The 18213-nt window shown below is 64.1% G+C and carries 12 protein-coding genes; 11 read left to right on the forward strand and 1 reads right to left on the reverse strand.

The window, feature by feature from the left end; translation table 11 throughout:
• Positions 1-64 precede the first annotated feature (64 nt).
• The 10 genes from nuoE to nuoN all read left to right on the forward strand — a co-directional run bounded on the left by nuoE (position 65) and on the right by nuoN (position 12243).
• A complete protein-coding gene (nuoE, locus tag BN1120_RS14585) occupies positions 65-604 on the forward strand; it encodes an NADH-quinone oxidoreductase subunit NuoE (protein ID WP_010675030.1) in 540 nt (179 codons plus the stop codon).
• Positions 601-1986, forward strand: a complete 1386-nt coding sequence (nuoF, locus tag BN1120_RS14590; protein WP_042016644.1) for an NADH-quinone oxidoreductase subunit NuoF — start codon at positions 601-603, stop codon at positions 1984-1986. Before nuoE ends, nuoF begins: the two co-directional genes overlap by 4 nt.
• Before the next feature lie 57 nt (positions 1987-2043).
• On the forward strand, positions 2044-4773 hold the full coding sequence (nuoG, locus tag BN1120_RS14595) for an NADH-quinone oxidoreductase subunit NuoG (RefSeq protein ID WP_041211565.1): 2730 nt from the start codon (positions 2044-2046) through the stop codon (positions 4771-4773).
• The gene (gene nuoH / locus BN1120_RS14600; protein WP_010675033.1) at positions 4770-5735 is read left to right on the forward strand and encodes an NADH-quinone oxidoreductase subunit NuoH; all 966 of its coding nucleotides are present in this window, start codon (positions 4770-4772) and stop codon (positions 5733-5735) included. The genes nuoG and nuoH overlap by 4 nt, the downstream gene beginning before the upstream one ends.
• A gap of 90 nt (positions 5736-5825) precedes the next feature.
• Positions 5826-6368, forward strand: a complete 543-nt coding sequence (gene nuoI / locus BN1120_RS14605; RefSeq protein WP_010675034.1) for an NADH-quinone oxidoreductase subunit NuoI — start codon at positions 5826-5828, stop codon at positions 6366-6368.
• A 9-nt stretch (positions 6369-6377) separates the two neighbouring features.
• The gene (nuoJ, locus tag BN1120_RS14610; RefSeq protein ID WP_010675035.1) at positions 6378-6917 is read left to right on the forward strand and encodes an NADH-quinone oxidoreductase subunit J; all 540 of its coding nucleotides are present in this window, start codon (positions 6378-6380) and stop codon (positions 6915-6917) included.
• A gap of 79 nt (positions 6918-6996) precedes the next feature.
• Positions 6997-7305, forward strand: coding sequence for an NADH-quinone oxidoreductase subunit NuoK (nuoK, locus tag BN1120_RS14615; RefSeq protein ID WP_010675036.1), 309 nt, complete (start codon positions 6997-6999; stop codon positions 7303-7305).
• Positions 7302-9149 (forward strand): NADH-quinone oxidoreductase subunit L, encoded by a 1848-nt coding sequence (nuoL, locus tag BN1120_RS14620; protein ID WP_042016645.1) that lies wholly within the window; start codon positions 7302-7304, stop codon positions 9147-9149. The genes nuoK and nuoL overlap by 4 nt, the downstream gene beginning before the upstream one ends.
• Positions 9150-9218: 69 nt before the next feature.
• Positions 9219-10736, forward strand: a complete 1518-nt coding sequence (gene nuoM, locus BN1120_RS14625; protein WP_042016671.1) for an NADH-quinone oxidoreductase subunit M — start codon at positions 9219-9221, stop codon at positions 10734-10736.
• A gap of 43 nt (positions 10737-10779) precedes the next feature.
• On the forward strand, positions 10780-12243 hold the full coding sequence (gene nuoN / locus BN1120_RS14630) for an NADH-quinone oxidoreductase subunit NuoN (RefSeq protein ID WP_039038715.1): 1464 nt from the start codon (positions 10780-10782) through the stop codon (positions 12241-12243).
• 269 nt (positions 12244-12512) lie between these two features.
• Here the strand turns inward: nuoN and purL are convergent, their stop codons facing one another.
• Entirely contained in the window at positions 12513-16406 is a 3894-nt protein-coding gene (gene purL / locus BN1120_RS14635; RefSeq protein WP_042016646.1) for a phosphoribosylformylglycinamidine synthase, read from the reverse strand.
• 149 nt (positions 16407-16555) lie between these two features.
• On the opposite strand from purL, the gene mltF reads away from it, so the two are divergent.
• Positions 16556-18049, forward strand: coding sequence for a membrane-bound lytic murein transglycosylase MltF (gene mltF / locus BN1120_RS14640; RefSeq protein ID WP_042016648.1), 1494 nt, complete (start codon positions 16556-16558; stop codon positions 18047-18049).
• Positions 18050-18213 lie beyond the last annotated feature (164 nt).

An 18213-nucleotide genomic window follows, 5' to 3' on the forward strand; every position in this document is an offset into this window, starting at 1 on the left:
GCCCCGGCAGCCGGGGCGAAGGGCAAGACGCGCAGTAAAGGGACAAGCCACAAAAGGTCAAGTCATGAGCCAATGTCAGTGTCACAATAACCAGACCCCACAAGGGCAAGGGGCATGCAGCAGCCAGCAGGGAGATTTCGTCCTGAGCCAGGCTGAGCGCGATGCCATCGAACACGAGAAACACCACTACGAAGATCCCCGTGCAGCCAGCATCGAAGCGCTCAAGATAGTGCAACAGGCCCGTGGCTGGGTGCCTGACGGCGCCATTCACGCCATCGGTGCCGAGCTCGGCATCCCCGCCAGCGACGTGGAAGGGGTCGCCACCTTCTACAGCCAGATCTTCCGCCAGCCGGTGGGTCGTCACATCATCCGCGTCTGCGACAGCATGGTCTGCTACATCAACGGCCACGAGCAGTTGCTTGCCGGTCTGAAAGAGGTCGTCAATCTGGCCCCCGGTCAGACTTCCCCGGATGGCCGCTTCACCCTGTTGCCCGTCTGCTGCCTCGGCAACTGCGACAAGGGGCCGGCCATCATGATCGATGACGATACCTATGGCGGACTCGATGCCGTCAGCCTGCTGAAAACCCTGGAGGCTTACCCATGAGCATTCAGCCAGGCAAGACGCTTGCCTCCCTCGGCACCGCCAACCGCATCCCCCGCACCGCCGAGACTCACCCTCTCACCTGGCGCCTGCGGGACGACGGCCAGCCGGTGTGGCTCGAGGAGTATCAGGCAAAACAGGGCTATGAGGCCGCCCGCAAGGCCCTTGGCCAGATGAGCCCGGATGACATCGTCAGCACCGTCAAGGATGCCGGCCTCAAGGGACGCGGCGGCGCCGGTTTCTCCACCGGCGTGAAGTGGGGCCTGATGCCCAAAGACGAGAGCATGAACATCCGTTACCTGCTCTGCAACGCCGACGAGATGGAACCCAATACCTACAAAGACCGCATGCTGATGGAGCAGCTGCCCCACCTGCTGATCGAGGGGATGATCATCAGTGCCCGGGCTCTCAAGGCCTATCGCGGCTACATCTTCCTGCGCGGCGAGTACGTGGATGCCGCCATCCACCTGCGCCGCGCCGTGGAAGAGGCCAAGGCCGCGGGGCTCCTTGGCAAGAACATCCTGGGCTCGGGCTTTGACTTCGAGCTGTTCGTCCACACCGGCGCAGGTCGCTACATCTGCGGCGAAGAGACGGCCCTCATCAACTCCCTGGAAGGACGGCGCGCCAACCCGCGGGCCAAACCCCCCTTCCCCGCCGTCTCCGGCGTCTGGGGCAAGCCGACCTGCGTCAACAACGTCGAAACCCTGTGCAACGTCCCCGCCATCATCGGCAACGGTGTGGCCTGGTATCAGGGGCTGGCACTGCCGGGTTCGGAAGATCACGGCACCAAGCTGATGGGCTTTTCCGGCAAGGTCAACAATCCCGGCCTGTGGGAGCTGCCCTTTGGCATCACCGCCCGCGAGCTGTTCGAAAACTACGCCGGTGGCATGAAGCCCGGCTATCGCCTGAAAACCTGGCAACCGGGCGGCGCCGGCACCGGCTTCCTGCTGCCCGAGCACCTGGATGCCCAGATGTACGCTGGCGGCATCGGCAAGGTGGGCACCCGCATGGGTACGGGCCTTGCCATGGCGGTGGATGACAGCATCAACATGGTCTCCCTGCTGCGCAACATGGAGGAGTTCTTTGCCCGCGAATCCTGCGGCTGGTGCACCCCCTGCCGCGACGGCCTGCCCTGGAGCGTCAAGATCCTGCGGGCGCTGGAGCGGGGCGAGGGCCAACCCGAGGATCTCGCGACTCTGGAACAGCTCGTCAGTTTCCTGGGCCCGGGCAAGACCTTCTGTGCCCATGCCCCCGGCGCCGTCGAGCCCCTTGGCAGTGCGATGAAGTATTTCCGGTCCGAGTTCGAGGCCGGGGTCAAGGCCCCCCATGACAATCACAAGCTGTTCAAGGGTATCCAGCCCAACCTGCTGGGCGAGCGCTGGTAAGCGCCAGGACGCATCGGGCAATAGCCGATTTCATAAAACAGGTTTCAGGGAAGTTGTATGGCAACCATTCATGTAGACGGTAAAGAGTACGAGGTAGACGGGGCAGACAACCTGCTGCAAGCCTGTCTGTCGCTGGGTCTGGACGTCCCCTATTTTTGCTGGCACCCGGCGCTGGGTAGCGTCGGTGCCTGCCGCCAGTGCGCGGTCAAACAGTATCAGAATGCCGACGACAAGCGCGGCCGCCTGGTCATGTCCTGCATGACCCCCTCCACCGATGGCACCTATATCTCCATCGAGGATGAAGAGGCGAAGGAGTTTCGCAAGACGGTGGTGGAGTGGCAGATGACCAACCACCCCCACGACTGCCCGGTGTGCGAAGAGGGTGGCGCCTGCCACCTGCAGGACATGACGGTGATGACGGGCCACAACAGCCGCCGCTACCGTTTCACCAAGCGCACCCACCAGAATCAGGATCTGGGTCCCTTCATCAACCACGAGATGAACCGCTGCATCGCCTGCTACCGCTGCGTGCGCTATTACAAGGATTACGCCGGTGGCGAGGATCTCGGGGTCTATGGCGCCCACGACAACGTCTACTTCGGCCGGGTCGAGGATGGCACCCTGGAGAGCGAATTCTCCGGCAACCTGGTGGAGGTCTGTCCCACCGGCGTCTTCACCGACAAGACCCACTCCGAGCGTTACAACCGCAAGTGGGACATGCAGTTCGCCCCCAGCATCTGCCAGGGGTGCTCGGTCGGCTGCAACATCAGCCCGGGTGAGCGCTACGGCGAGCTGCGCCGCATCGAGAACCGTTTCCACGGCGCCCTGAACCACTATTTCCTCTGCGATCGCGGCCGCTTCGGCTACGGTCACGTCAATCTGACCGACCGCCCGCGCCAGCCCCTGCTGCAAGATGGCAGTGACAAGCTGGCCATCACGGTGGATGGTGCCCTGAACCGGGCCGCGGATGCGCTGCGCACCGCCAGCGGCGTCATCGGCATCGGCTCACCCCGCGCCTCCTTGGAGAGCAACTTCGCCCTGCGCGAACTGGTGGGGGCCGCCAACTTCTACTCCGGGGTCGAGCAGAGCGAATGGGAATGCCTGCAGAAGATGCTGGACATTCTGGAGCACGGCGGCGTGCGTACTCCCAGCCTGCGCGACATGGAAGAGGCCGACGCCGTGCTGGTGCTCGGGGAAGATGTCACCCAGACCGCCGCCCGCATCGCCCTGGCCCTGCGCCAGGCGGTGAAAGGCAAGGGGCGCGAAATTGCCCGCAAGCTGAAGGTCGATCTCTGGCAGGTCGCTGCCGTGCAGACCCTGGCCCAGAACCAGCGCTACCCCTTGCTCATCACCAGTCTGGATGCCACCCGCCTGGATGACGTGGCGAGCAGCACCCTGCACGCCCCCCACGCGGATCAGGCGCGCCTCGGGTTTGCCATCGCCCACCTGCTGGATGCCAGTGCACCGACACCAACGGATCTCTCCCCCGAACAGCAGGCCCTCGCCGCCCAATGGGCCGATCTGCTTGGCAACGCCAAAAAGCCCCTCATCATCGCAGGCAATGGTGCCCGCAACGAGGCGCTGATCGAAGCGGCCAGCAACATCGCCCGCGCCCTCAAGGGCCGTGGCCAGGCCGCGGAACTTGCCCTGGTGGCTCAGGAAGCCAACAGCCTGGGGCTGGCCATGCTGGCCCGGCATGCCGCCCCGCTGGAGGCAGCCCTCGAGCGTATGGAAGGGGAAGAGAGGCTTGCCCTGGTCGTTCTTGAGAACGACCTCTACCGCCGAGCCCCCCGCAGCCGGGTGGACGCCGCCCTGGATCGCCTGCAACACCTGCTGGTCATCGACCATCAGGAGACGGCCACCGCGAAGAAGGCGGATTTGGTGCTACCTGCCGCCAGTTTTGCCGAAGGCGATGGCACCCTGGTCAACATGGAAGGCCGCGCCCAGCGCTTCTTCCAGGTCTATGCTCCCGCCTTCTACAACGCCGATATCCAGGTGCGCGAGAGCTGGCGCTGGCTGGATGCCCTGCAAGGGAGCCAGCAACCGCGTTCGGTTCGCTGGAACACCTTCGACGATGTGAGTCGCGATTGCGCCGCCAGCGCCCCGCTGCTCACCACCATGGGTGAAGCTGCACCCAACGCCGGCCTGCGCATTCGCGGCATGAAGCTCGCCCGGGAGCCGCACCGCTACAGTGGTCGCACCTCCATGCTGGCGAACCAGAACGTGAGCGAGCCCAGAGTCGCCCAGGATCCCGATTCGCCGTTCGCCTTCTCCATGGAAGGCTACGCCGGTGCCCGCCAGCCCCTCTCCCAGGTACCGTTTGCCTGGGCGCCGGGCTGGAACTCCCCCTCCGCCTGGAACAAGTTCCAGGACGAGGTGGGTGGCAACCTGCGTGCCGGGGATCCCGGTCGCCGCCTGCTGGAGCCGGGCGAAGGCAACCTGGGCTGGTTTGGCGCCATCCCGGCCCCCTTCCAGCCCGCCGCATCCCTGCAGGTGGTGAGCTATGACCAGCTGTTCGGTGGCGAGGAGCTCTCCGCCAGAAGCCCGGTCATCCAGGCTCGCATGGGTGAACCCACCCTGGTACTGAACCCGGCGGATGCCGCGCGCCTGGCACTGTCCCCTGACGCACTGGTGGCCTTCTCCTGGGGTGGCAACCACTGGCGTCTGCGTCTGCGCCTGAGCGATGCGCTGGCTCCGGGCCTGGCAGGGTTGCCACTCGGGGTGAACGGCCTGCCGACCGCCCTGCACCACGCCCTGATCGATAACCTGCAGGAGGTCATCGCATGAGCGACTCTCTGATGGATCTGCTGATCGAGGTCGGCAAGGCCCTGGTCGTGCTCGTGGGGATCGTGGGGGCCGGCGCCTTCATGAGCTTCATTGAGCGCCGCCTGCTGGCACTGTGGCAGGACCGTTACGGCCCCAACCGGGTTGGCCCCTTCGGCCTGCTGCAACTGGCGGCCGACATGGTCAAAATGTTCTTCAAGGAGGACTGGATCCCGCCCTTTGCGGATCGCCGGATCTTCGTGCTGGCCCCCATCATCGCCTTCACCGCCTTCATCCTGGCGTTTGCGGTGGTGCCCATCACCCCCACCTGGGGCGTGGCGGATCTCAACGTGGGGCTGCTCTATATCCTGGCGATCGCCGGGCTGGCGGTCTATGCCGTGCTGTTCGCCGGCTGGTCGAGCAACAACAAGTACTCCCTGCTCGGCAGCCTGCGCGCCTCGGCCCAGACCCTCTCCTACGAGGTGTTCCTTGGCCTCTCGCTCATGGGCATCGTCATCCAGACCGGCAGCTTCAACCTGCGTGACATCGTCGAGGCCCAGGCCGGCATGTGGAACGTGATCCCCCAGATCCTGGGCTTCGTCACCTTCCTGTTTGCCGGGGTCGCCGTCACCCACCGCCACCCGTTTGACCAGCCGGAGGCCGAGCAGGAGCTCGCCGACGGCTATCACATCGAGTACGCGGGCATGAAGTGGGGTCTCTTCTTCGTGGGGGAGTACATCGGCATCGTGCTGATCTCTTCGCTCATCGTGACCCTCTTCTTCGGTGGCTGGCACGGCCCCTGGCTGCCGCCCTTCATCTGGTTCGCCCTGAAGACCGCCTGTTTCATGGTGTTCTTCATCCTGCTGCGGGCCTCCCTGCCCCGCCCGCGCTTCGACCAGGTGATGTCCTTTGGCTGGAAAGTGTGCCTGCCCCTGACCCTGCTCAACATGCTGGTCACCGCTGCCGTGGTGCTGATGAATGCGTGAGCAAAACGAGATGGACATGACGATGATTCGGCGGTCTGCGGCAAGGAAGCGCCCAGACGCCAGTGCTGATAAATGTGCAGTGAGGCACCTATGAAAATTACGAGCATTATCAAGGGTGTTGGCACCCAGTTGCGCAGTCTTGGGATGGTCTTCTCCCATGCCTGGCGCCCCCGTGAAACCCTGAGCTACCCGGAGCAGCCGGTCTACGCCGCCCCCCGTTTTCGCGGTCGCATCGTACTGACCCGGGATCCTGACGGCGACGAACGCTGCGTGGCGTGCAACCTGTGTGCGGTCGCCTGCCCGGTCGGTTGCATCTCCTTGCAGAAATCGGAGCGGGAAGATGGCCGCTGGTACCCGGAGTTCTTTCGCATCAACTTCTCCCGCTGCATCTTCTGCGGCCTGTGCGAGGAGGCCTGCCCCACCACCGCCATCCAGCTGACGCCGGATTTCGAGATGGGGGAGTATCGTCGCCAGGATCTGGTGTACGAGAAGGAAGATCTGCTGATAAGCGGCCCCGGCAAATACCCGGACTACAACTTCTACCGCATGAGCGGGATGGCCATCGACGGCAAACCCAAAGGGGATGCCGAGAACGAAGCCAAGCCCATCGATGTCAAGAGCCTGCTGCCCTAGGAGTCAATCATGGAACTGGCATTCTATGCCGCGGCCCTGGTCGCCGTTTACAGCACGCTGCGGGTGATCAGCACCAGCAACCCCATGCATGCGCTGCTCAATCTCATCATCTCCCTCATCGCCGTGGCCATGATCTTCTTCTGCCTGGGCGCCGCCTTTGCGGGGGCCCTGCAGGTGATCGTCTACGCTGGCGCCATCATGGTGCTGTTCGTGTTCGTGGTGATGATGCTGAACCTGGGGAGCGCCCAGGATCAGGAGAAGAAGTGGCTCACCCCCATGACCTGGGGTGGCCCGGCCCTGCTCTCCCTCATTTTGCTGGGCTTTCTGGCCCACGGCATTCTCGGCGTGACCGGCGGTGAACTGGGTCTGACCGAGGTCAGCGCCAAGGAAGTCGGTATCGCCCTGTTCGGCCCCTATGTGCTGGCGGTGGAGCTCGCCTCCATCCTGCTGCTGGCGGGTCTGGTCACCGCCTATCACCTGGGCCGCGAGGACAAGAGCGGGGAAGTGCTCTCCGTGCCTCGCACCACACAGGAAGGAGGTCAGCAATGAGCGACATCCCCGTGGTGAGGCATGGCTCGCTGCCGGCAGCCCGCCCCCTTTCCATCCAGCAAGCACAAGGAGCATGGCGATGAGTGGAATTCCAATGGAGCACGGCCTCCTGCTGGCGGCCATTTTGTTTGCCATCGGCCTGTGCGGCCTGCTGATACGCCGCAACCTGTTGTTTATCCTCATGAGTATCGAAATCATGATGAACGCGTCCGCCCTGGCGTTCGTGGTGGCGGGTAGCCGCTGGGCCCAGGCCGACGGCCAGATCATGTACATACTGGTGATTTCTCTGGCGGCAGCGGAGGCCAGTATCGGCCTCGCCCTGTTACTGCTGCTCTATCGTCGTTACCACACCCTGAACGTGGACACTGTGAGCGAGATGCGCGGATGAGCCTCCTATATCTGACTTTCCTGTTCCCGCTGCTGGGATGGCTGCTGCTGGCCTTCTCCCTCGGCCGCCTCGGCGAGCGCACCTCGGCGCTCATCGGTGTCGGCAGCATCGGTCTCTCGGCCCTCACTACCCTGTGGGTCGGCATCGATTTCCTCAATACCATGCCGGAAGGCGGCGTCTATACCCAGACCCTGTGGCAGTGGATGACGGTGGGCGAGTTCCAGCCCGCCTTCCGTCTCTCCCTGGACGGGCTGTCACTGACCATGCTGGGGGTCGTGACCGGGGTGGGCTTCTTCATCCACCTGTTCGCCTCCTGGTACATGCGTGGGGAAGAGGGGTATTCACGCTTCTTCACCTACACCAACCTCTTCATCGCCAGCATGCTGTTCCTGGTGCTGGCCGATGACCTGCTGTTCGTCTATCTGGGCTGGGAAGGAGTGGGGCTGTGCAGCTACCTGCTGATCGGCTTCTACTACAAGGATCGCAACAACGGCGCCGCCGCCCTCAAGGCGTTCGTGGTGACCCGGGTCGGCGACGTCTTCCTCGCCATCGGGCTCTTCGTGCTCTATCGCGAGCTCGGCACCCTCAACATTCACGAGCTGCTGGTGCGCGCCCCCGCGATGTTCGCAGAAGGCTCCCCTGCCCTGTCGTTCGCCTGCCTGATGCTGCTCGGCGGCGCGGTCGGCAAATCCGCCCAGCTGCCGCTGCAGACCTGGCTGGCGGACGCCATGGCGGGCCCGACCCCGGTCTCGGCGCTGATCCACGCGGCCACCATGGTGACTGCCGGCGTCTACCTCATCGCCCGCACCCACGGCCTCTTCCTGCTGGCCCCGGAGATCCTCCATCTGGTGGCGCTGGTCGGTGCCATCACCCTGGTGCTGGCCGGTTTTGCCGCCCTGGTACAGACCGACATCAAGCGGATCCTGGCCTACTCCACCATGAGCCAGATTGGCTACATGTTCCTGGCCCTGGGGGTCGGTGCCTGGGAAGGGGCCATCTTCCACCTGATGACCCACGCCTTCTTCAAGGCGCTCTTGTTCCTCTCCGCCGGGGCCGTCATCGTTGCGACCCACCACGAGCAGAACATCTTCAAGATGGGGGGGCTGCGCAAATCGCTGCCGCTGGTCTACGCCTGCTTCCTGGTGGGGGGCTCGGCGCTCGCCGCACTGCCACTGGTGACCGCCGGTTTCTACAGTAAAGACGCCATCCTCTGGCAGGTGCAGGCCAGCGGCCAGAGCGCCCTGCTGTGGGCCGGTCTGGGTGGTGCCTTCCTCACCTCCCTCTACACCTTCCGCCTCATCTTCATCGCCTTCCACGGCAAGGAGCAGACCCAGGCTCACGCCGGACAGGGCCTTGCCCACCATCTGCCACTGCTGGTGCTGCTGGTGCTCTCCACCGGGGTGGGTGCATTGATAGTGCCGCCGCTGGCCGGAGTACTGCCGGCAGGCCCCGGGGATCACATCGAAGAGGGACGCCATGGCCTCGAGATCCTCTCAGGCGTCATCGCCGTGGCAGGCATAGCGCTGGCCGCCTTCCTCTTCCTCGGCGAACGTCGCCTGGCGAAGGGGATCGCCGAGAGTGCACCGGGGCGGGCTCTGTCCACCCTCTGGTTCAATGCCTGGGGCTTTGACTGGCTTTATGACCTGATTTGGGTCAAGCCCTACCTGCTGGCGACTCGCCTGCTCGGCAAGGATCCGCTGGACAGGATGATGAACCTGCCCGCCGTGCTGGCCCAGGGGGGGCATCAGCTGCTGGCCTGGACCGTCTCCGGCAAGTTGCGCTGGTACGCAGCCTCCATGGGGATGGGCGCCGCCCTGATCCTGGCCCTGCTGCTGCTCGGCTGATCCATGAGCCCAATATTGTGTGGCAGGCTCAGCGCCTGCCCGACTAGAACCTAGATGAGAGCTGATATCGTGACCTTACTCTGGATCTTGCTAATTCCCTTCATCGGCGGCTTGCTCTGCTGGCAGATGGAGCGGCTCGGCGGACAATTCGTTCGCTGGGTGGCCCTCGCCTCCATGAGCGCCTGTCTGGTGCTCTCCAGCGCCATCTGGCTCGGTGGTGACTTCACCCTCGCCAGCCCCGGCCTCCCCGTCTGGGCAGCCGAGTGGCAACAACCCTGGATCCCCCGCTTCGGCATCTCCCTGCACCTCGCCGTGGACGGGCTGTCGCTCCTGATGGTGATCCTCACCAGCTTCATCGGCGTGCTGGCCATCCTCTGTTCCTGGAAGGAGATCGTCCAGCGCATCGGCTTCTTCCACCTCAACCTGCTGTGGATCCTGGGGGGCGTGCTCGGCGTCTTCATGGCGGTGGATCTGTTCCTCTTCTTCTTCTTCTGGGAGATGATGCTGGTGCCGATGTACTTCCTGATCGCGCTCTGGGGCCACTCGGTCACCGATGGCAAGTCGCGCATCAACGCCGCCACCAAGTTCTTCATCTATACCCAGGCGAGCGGCCTCATCATGCTGGTGGCCATCCTGGGCCTGGTACTGACCCACCACGCCGCCACCGGTGTCTTCACCTTCAACTATCAGGAACTGCTCAACACCCCCATGAGCAGCACGGTACAGTGGCTGCTGATGCTGGGCTTCTTCATCGCCTTCGCGGTCAAGATGCCCCTGGTGCCGCTCCATGGCTGGCTCCCTGATGCCCACAGCCAGGCGCCCACCGCAGGCTCCGTGGACTTGGCGGGCATCTTGCTGAAAACCGCGGCCTACGGCCTGCTGCGCTTCACTCTGCCGCTCTTCCCCGAGGCGTCCGCCGAGTTTGCCCCCTACGCCATGGTGCTCGGCCTCATCGGCATCGTCTATGGCGCCCTGCTGGCCTTTGCCCAGACTGATATCAAGCGGCTGGTTGCCTACACCAGCATCTCCCACATGGGCTTCGTGATGATCGCCATTTACTCCGGCAGCGAGCTCGCCCTGCAAGGGGCAGTGGTACAGATGATTGCCCACGGGATCTCGGCCGCCGGCCTCTTCATCCTGTGCGGCCAGCTCTACGAGCGCCTGCACACCCGGGATCTGCGCCAGATGGGCGGTCTCTGGGGACGGTTGCGCTACCTGCCCGGCGTGATGCTGTTCTTCTCCGTCGCATCCCTCGGGATGCCGGGGACCGGCAACTTCGTCGGCGAGTTCCTGATCCTCATCGGCAGCTTCCAGGTGGCCCCCGTCATCACCGTCATCGCCACCTTCGGGCTGGTGCTGGCCTCGGTCTACTCCCTCATCATGCTGCAGCGGGCCTGCTTCGGGACGCCCCGGGAGGAGAGCATGCTCAAGGGGCTGGATACCCGGGAACTGACCATGATGCTGACCATCGCCGGCCTCCTGGTGCTGCTCGGTCTCTATCCCCAGCCGGTGCTCGACACCGCCAGCAGCAGCCTCCTGAGCGTGCTGCACTGGTACGCGCTGCCGGGCACGGGGGCGCTGCAATGATGCTTTCTCTTTCGCCTTCCTTGTCCATGTCGGGAGCACTGTCATGACGTTTACTGTTTCTCAACTGCTGGCCCTGCTGCCCCTGTTGCTGACCACGGGGGCCATGGTGGCCCTGATGCTGGCCATCGCCTGGAAGCGCTGTGACGACACCGCCTTCGTGGTCACCATCATCGGCCTCAACCTCGCGCTCTTCTCCCTGCCCATCGTGATGGCCCAGGGGGATCAGGGGGTCACTCCCCTGCTGCAAGTGGACGCTTACGCGGTCTTCTACATGGGGCTGGTGCTCATCGGGGCCCTGGCCACCTGCACCTTCGGTCGCACCTGGCTCAAGGGCTATCCGGACAACCGGGAAGAGTTCTACCTGCTGCTGCTCATCGCCACCGCCGGTGGTCTGGTGCTGGCGGCCTCCCGTCACCTCGCCTCGCTCTTCATCGGGATCGAGATGCTGACCCTGCCCATGTTCGGTCTGGTGGGGTATGCCTATCGCGAGCGGCACTCGCTGGAAGCCAGCATCAAGTACATGGTGCTCTCCGCCAGTGCCACCGCCTTCCTGCTGTTCGGCATGGCACTGCTCTACGCCCAGGCCGGAAGCCTGAGCTTCAGCGATCTCGGTGTGACCCTGGCCCAGAGCCCGGCTCACCATCCGCTGCTGATGGGGGGCTTTGGCCTGATGCTGGTCGGCTTTGCGTTCAAGCTGTCCCTCGCCCCCTTCCACCTCTGGACCCCGGACGTCTATGAAGGGGCGCCGGCACCGGTGGCCACCTTCCTCGCCACCGTGAGCAAGATAGCCGTGTTCTGCGTGCTGCTGCGCTTCTACCTGGCGGTACCCGCCACCTCGGATCCCATGATCCACTGGCTGCTGGCGGCCATGGCAGTCATCTCCATCGTGGTCGGCAACCTCCTGGCGCTGATCCAGACCAACATCAAGCGGATGATGGGTTACTCCTCCATCTCCCACTTCGGCTATCTGCTGGCAGTGGTGGTGGCAAGCCGCCTCGGCGAGATGCCGGTGGAAGCGGCGGGTGTCTACCTGCTGATGTACCTGTTCACCAGCCTGGGGGCCTTCGGCGTCATCAGCATGATGTCCAGCCCCTATCGCGGCAAGGATGCGGACTCCCTGCACAGTTATCGCGGTCTGTTCTGGAAGCGCCCCTATCTGACGGCGGTGATGACGGTGATGATGCTCTCCCTCGCGGGTATCCCCATGACGCTGGGGTTCATCGGCAAGTTCTACCTCATCGGCGTCACCGTCGATGCCAAGCTGTGGTGGCTCAGTGGCGCCATCGTGCTCGGCAGTGCCCTGGGGCTCTACTACTACCTGCGGGTCATGGTCACCCTCTACCTGCGTGAACCCGGCATGCAACTGCGCGATGCCAGGGCCGACTGGGCCTTCTCCTCCGGGGGCCTGGTGGTGCTGCTCTCCGCCATTCTGGTGGTATTGCTCGGCATCTACCCCCAGCCCGTCATCAGCCTGGTGCAGGGCTTCCAACACGTGGTGCTGCGCTAGCCTCAGGTTCAGCTCACACAGCAAAACCGGCCTCCATGGCCGGTTTTTTTTATGTCCGCCAAGGCCCGGTCCGGCTTGCCTATCTGGCAGGCGATACCAGATCCCTCCCCTCAATCCATCCCATATCCTCCAGCAAGCAGCTGGCGGAGCAGCGAGCTGAAGACGGCCTCGCCCCCATCGTGCTCGTCTCCTCCTGCCCTCCCCATTCTCAGACCCATGCCCATAAAAAAACCGGCCACTGGGGCCGGTTTTTGGTTTCTTGCTGGCGCTTAGCCCAGGCGAACCCGAGCATTGCGGAACATGCGCATCCAGGCGCCATCCTCTCCCCAGTTGTCCGGGTGCCAGGAATTGGCCACGGTGCGGAACACCCGCTCCGGGTGCGGCATCATGATGGTGGCGCGGCCGTCCGCACTGGTCACCGCGGTGATACCGTCAGGGGAGCCGTTGGGGTTGGCCGGGTATTGCACGGTGACGTTGCCGCGGTTGTCCACGAAACGCAGCCCCACCAGACCGCTCTGTTCCAGCGCAGCCAGGTGAGCGGCATCGCGCACTTCCACGCGCCCTTCCCCGTGGGAGACGGCAATCGGCATCACGGAACCCGCCATCCCGGCGAAGAAGGCGGACGGGGAGTCCTGCACTTCCACCAGGCTGAAGCGCGCCTCGAAGCGCTCGGAGCGGTTGCGCACGAAGCGCGGCCAGAGATCGGCCCCCGGGATGAGGTCACGCAGGTTGGACATCATCTGGCAGCCGTTGCACACCCCCAGGGAGAGGGTATCGCCGCGCTCGAAGAAGCGCTGGAACTGCTCACGGGCGTTGTCGTTGAACAGGATGGACTTGGCCCAGCCTTCGCCCGCCCCCAGCACGTCGCCGTAGGAGAAGCCGCCACAGGCCACCAGGGTCTGGAAATCTTCCAGCTTGATGCGCCCCTCGAGGATGTCGCTCATGTGCACGTCGACAGCGGTGAAGCCGGCGCGGTCAAAGGCGGCCGCCATCTCCACGTGGGAGTTGACCCCCTGCTCGCGCAGCACCGCCAGACGGGGAGAAACCCCGCGAGCGATATAGGGCGCGGCCACGTCGTCGGACGGGTTGTAGGTGAGCCTGGCCTGCAGACCCGGATCGGTGGCGTCCTGGCGGGCGGCATGCTCCTGATCGGCGCACTCCGGGTTGTCGCGCAGGCGCTGCATCTGCCAGCTGGTCTCGCCCCAGAGGGTGCGAAGGGCGGTGCGGCTGGCGCGATACACTTCGCTGCCGGCACGCTGGAACAGGATGAGGTCGTCTTCGCGCACCGTGCCCAGCACATGGGAGCAGGCTGCCAGACCGTGACCGGCCAGCAGGGTCAGCACCGCTTCCTTGTCTTCGCGACGAACCTGGATGACGGCACCCAGCTCCTCGTTGAACAGGGCCGGCAGCAGGTCGCCACCCACGCGATCGAGCTGGATGTCGAGGCCGCAGTGACCGGCAAACGCCATCTCGGTCAGGGTGACGAAGAGGCCGCCGTCGGAGCGGTCGTGGTAGGCAATCAGCTTGCGATCCGCCACCAGCGCCTGGATGGCGTTGAAGAAGCCCTTGAGCTGGACCGGGTTGTCCAGATCCGGTGCACTTTGCCCAAGCTGGCGGTAAACCTGGGCCAGGGCCGAGGCGCCGAGGCGCTGCTTGCCGTTGCCAAGGTCGATGAGGATAAGGTCAGTCTCACCGAGATCGGTACGCAGTTGCGGCGTCACGGTATTGCGCACGTCCTCGACCCGGGCAAACGCCGAGATGAGCAGGGAGAGCGGCGAGGTGACGCTGCGCTCCTCGCCGTCCTGCTGCCAGCGGGTCTTCATGGACATGGAGTCCTTGCCCACCGGGATGGTGATGCCAAGGGCCGGGCAGAGCTCCTCGCCCACCGCTTTCACGGCTTCGTAGAGACCGGCATCTTCACCCGGGTGACCGGCGGCGGACATCCAGTTGGCAGAGAGCTTGACCCGCTTGAGAGAACCGATGTGAGCAGGCGCCAAGTTGGTCAGGGCCTCGGCCACCGCCATGCGAGCGGAGGCGGCATGAGAGAGCAGCGCCACCGGGGTGCGCTCGCCCATGGACATGGCTTCACCGTGGTAGCTGTCGTAGGTCGCGGCGGTGACGGCGCAGTCAGCCACCGGGATCTGCCAGGGGCCGACCATCTGGTCGCGGTTGACGAGGCCTGTTACGGTGCGATCGCCGATGGTGATGAGGAAGGACTTCTCCGCCACGGTCGGCAGGCGCAGCACGCGCTCGGCGGCGTCGCTGAGGGTGATGCCGTCCAGTTGCAGCGCCTTGCCCTGGGCGGGCAGGCTCTGCACGTCGCGGTGCATCTTGGGCGCCTTGCCAAGCAGCACGTCCAGCGGCAGATCGATGGGCTGGTTGTCAAAGTGATCATCAGAGAGAGTGAGATGCTTCTCTTCGGTGGCGGTGCCGATGACGGCATAGGGGGCGCGTTCGCGCTCGCACAGGGCCTTGAACAGAGGCAGCTTGTCCTGAGCCACGGCCAGCACATAGCGCTCCTGGGATTCGTTGCACCAGACTTCCAGCGGGCTCATGCCCGGCTCGTCGTTCGGAATAGCACGCAAGTCGAAGCGACCACCGCGCTCCCCGTCGCTCACCAGCTCCGGCATGGCGTTGGAGAGACCACCGGCGCCCACGTCGTGAATGAAGACGATGGGGTTGTCGTCCCCCAGTTGCCAGCAGCGGTCGATCACTTCCTGGCAACGACGCTCCATCTCGGGGTTGTCGCGCTGCACGGAGGCGAAGTCGAGATCTTCGGCAGACTGACCGGACGCCATGGAGGAGGCGGCTCCGCCACCCAGGCCGATGTTCATGGCCGGACCACCCAGCACGATGAGGGCCGCCCCCACCGGGATCTCCCCTTTCTGGACGTGCTCGCTGCGGATGTTGCCGATACCGCCCGCCAGCATGATGGGCTTGTGGTAGCCGCGCACCTCGACGCCGTTGTGGCTCGGCACCTGCTCTTCGAAGGTACGGAAGTAACCCAGGATGGCAGGGCGACCGAATTCGTTGTTGAAGGCGGCGCCGCCAAGGGGCCCTTCCTGCATGATGTCAAAGGCGCTGACGATGCGGCTCGGCTTGCCGAAGTCCTGCTCCCAGGGCTGCTCGAAACCGGGGATGCGCAGGTTGGAGACGGAGAAGCCCACCAGGCCCGCCTTGGGTTTGGCGCCACGGCCTGTCGCACCCTCGTCGCGGATTTCGCCGCCGGAGCCGGTGGCGGCACCCGGGAAGGGAGAGATGGCGGTCGGGTGGTTGTGGGTCTCCACCTTCATCAGGATGTCGACGCGCTCCTGGTGATACTGGTACTCACCGTTGGCGGGGCTCGGGAAGAAGCGGCCACCCTGGCTGCCTTCCATCACCGCGGCGTTGTCTTTGTAGGCAGACAGGACATGATCCGGCGTCTGCTCGAAGGTGTTCTTGATCATCTTGAACAGCGACTTGGGCTGCTGTTCGCCGTCTATGGTCCAGTCGGCGTTGAAGATCTTGTGGCGGCAGTGCTCGGAGTTCGCCTGGGCAAACATGTAGAGCTCGATGTCGTTGGGATTGCGACCCAGCCGGGTGAAGTTGGTCACCAGGTAATCTATTTCGTCATCGGCCAGGGCCAGACCCAGGGTCACGTTGGCCTCTGCCAGGGCGGCGCGACCACCACCCAGCACATCTACCTGGGTAAAGGGGCGCGGCTCGTGGTGAGCAAACAGGGCGGCGGCCTCGTTCATCTCGGCAAAGACCACTTCCATCATGCGATCGTGCAGCAGGGCCGCGATCTCGCTGCGCTGGGCCACGCTCAGCTCACCCTTGGCCTGCACGTAATAGGCAATGCCGCGCTCAAGCCGCTTGACCTGTTTCAGGCCGCAGTTGTGGGCGATGTCGGTTGCTTTGGAAGACCAGGGGGAGATAGTGCCGGGGCGGGGGGTAACGAGGAACAGCTGACCGCTGGGGGTGTGTTCCGGGATGGTCGGGCCGTAGCGCAGAAGCTGGCCCAAGGTCGCTCGCTCGGGGGGCGACAGCGGGCTCGTCAGCTCGGCAAAATGCACGTATTCCGCATAGATGCTTGCTATCTCTACTCCTCTCTGTGCGCAGCTCTGCAGCAGCTTGTGGACACGAAACTCAGACAGTGCTGGGGCACCACGCAAGATTTCCATATACCTTTCTCACCAAGTTTTAGAGTGTGGGGGGATTTGAGACGCGCGTATTATAGGGATCAGGCCCATCCTGAACAAACGTTTTTCTCATCTCGCGCGGTGTGACTCCCTTCATACTCTCTGGTATAAAGGTGCCTCTTTTTTGACAAATGCCGATTTTTTCAACAAGGGTACTCACCTACTTGCGCTGCATTTTTCGACTGTTCATCGGGATGATGTTGACGCTGGCCCTGGCCGGTTGCGACTTCTACCACCCCTCCAGCCAACTGGAGCAGATCCGCCAGCGAGGCGAGATCCGGGTTGGCACCCTCTACGGCCCCACTTCTTATTACCAGCGTGACGACACCGCACTGGGGTTCGACTACGAGCTGGCGCAGCTTTACGCCGACTGGCTGGGGGTCAAGCTGACCATAGTACCGGCCTACAGCACCGCCGAGTTGGTCGAGCAACTGCAAAAGGGCAAGCTGGATCTCGCCGCCGCCGCCATCGTCGTGACCCCGGAGCGGCGCAAGCTGTTCCGCTTCGGCCCTGGCTTCTACCAGGTCTCCCCCAAGCTGGTCTATCGCAACGGCTCCTCCAGGCCCAAGAACCTCGGTGACATCAAGGGCAACATAGTGGTGCCGGCGGGCTCCACCGGCGAGGACCTGATGAAGGAGCTGGCCAAGCAGTACCCCAACCTGAAATGGAGCACCAATCGGGATGCGGACGTGGAGGAACTGCTCAAGCAGGTGGCCGACGGCAAGGTGGACTACACGGTGGTGCAGGACACCATACTGGCTCGTACCCAGCGCTACTACCCCGAACTCACCGAAGGTTTGACCCTCGCCAGCAAGCAGACCGTGGCCTGGGCCATGACCAAGCTGCCCGACGACAGCCTCTACGCCAGCATCATCGACTTCTTCGGTCAGCGCTTCATGGATGGCGCCATCGCCAAGCTCGACGAGAAGTACTTCGGCCACGTGCAGAACTTCGATTTCGTCGACACCCGTACCTTCCTGCAACGGGCCAAGAGCCTGCTGCCCAAGTACCAGGCGCTGTTCCAGACCCACGCCAAGGATATCGACTGGCGGCTGCTGGCCGCCATCAGCTATCAGGAATCCCACTGGGATCCCCAGGCACGCTCCTACACCGGGGTGCGTGGCATGATGATGCTCACCGGTCCGACCGCCAAGGCGATGGGGGTAAACGATCGCACCCACCCGGAAGAGAGCATCAAGGGGGGCGCCCGCTACCTGCAGGAGATGATGGCGAAGGTGCCCGACTCGGTCCCGGCGGACGAGAAAGTGTGGTTTGCCCTCACCGCCTACAACATCGGCTACGGCCACATGATGGATGCCCGCCGCCTGACCAAGGAGCTGGGCAAGAACCCGGACGCCTGGAGCGACGTGAAAGAGGTGCTGCCCCTGTTGCAGCAGTCACGCTGGCATCGCAAGGTACGCTATGGCTATGCCCGTGGCGGCGAGGCGCGCAACTATGTCAACAACGTGCGCCAGTACTACCAGAGCCTGCTCTGGCTCGACAACGAACAGCAGAAGGCCCATCGTCGGGAGGAGCTGGACGAGGACGACAGCAGCGAGCCGGACGTGCAAGCGCAGCGTCCGGCCATCATCGCCGAAGTGGTCAAACAGATCATCACCCCCTAGCCTCGCCGGGGGTGTGTTTTCCTGCCCTGTTCTCTGTTACCATCCTTGGGTATACGAGGGGCGCTGGAGCGAGCTTATTGCAACGTATTCATTGCGTTGCAGTTCCTGCCAAGGGCCCTTTCGGCCCCACGCAAGACCAGGGAGGAGAACAGGATGCGAGCACG

This window comes from Aeromonas caviae (assembly GCF_000819785.1).
In the GTDB taxonomy this organism is placed as follows: domain Bacteria; phylum Pseudomonadota; class Gammaproteobacteria; order Enterobacterales; family Aeromonadaceae; genus Aeromonas; species Aeromonas caviae.

Excerpts from the sequence above, each read along its gene's own strand:
- nuoE (WP_010675030.1), top strand. The coding sequence starts at position 65 with ATGAGCCAATGTCAGTGTCACAATAACCAGACCCCACAAGGGCAAGGG.
- nuoF (WP_042016644.1), top strand. The coding sequence starts at position 601 with ATGAGCATTCAGCCAGGCAAGACGCTTGCCTCCCTCGGCACCGCCAAC.
- nuoG (WP_041211565.1), top strand. The coding sequence starts at position 2,044 with ATGGCAACCATTCATGTAGACGGTAAAGAGTACGAGGTAGACGGGGCA.
- nuoH (WP_010675033.1), top strand. The coding sequence starts at position 4,770 with ATGAGCGACTCTCTGATGGATCTGCTGATCGAGGTCGGCAAGGCCCTG.
- nuoI (WP_010675034.1), top strand. The coding sequence starts at position 5,826 with ATGAAAATTACGAGCATTATCAAGGGTGTTGGCACCCAGTTGCGCAGT.
- nuoJ (WP_010675035.1), top strand. The coding sequence starts at position 6,378 with ATGGAACTGGCATTCTATGCCGCGGCCCTGGTCGCCGTTTACAGCACG.
- nuoK (WP_010675036.1), top strand. The coding sequence starts at position 6,997 with ATGAGTGGAATTCCAATGGAGCACGGCCTCCTGCTGGCGGCCATTTTG.
- nuoL (WP_042016645.1), top strand. The coding sequence starts at position 7,302 with ATGAGCCTCCTATATCTGACTTTCCTGTTCCCGCTGCTGGGATGGCTG.
- nuoN (WP_039038715.1), top strand. The coding sequence starts at position 10,780 with ATGACGTTTACTGTTTCTCAACTGCTGGCCCTGCTGCCCCTGTTGCTG.
- purL (WP_042016646.1), bottom strand. The coding sequence starts at position 16,406 with ATGGAAATCTTGCGTGGTGCCCCAGCACTGTCTGAGTTTCGTGTCCAC.
- mltF (WP_042016648.1), top strand. The coding sequence starts at position 16,556 with ATGCCGATTTTTTCAACAAGGGTACTCACCTACTTGCGCTGCATTTTT.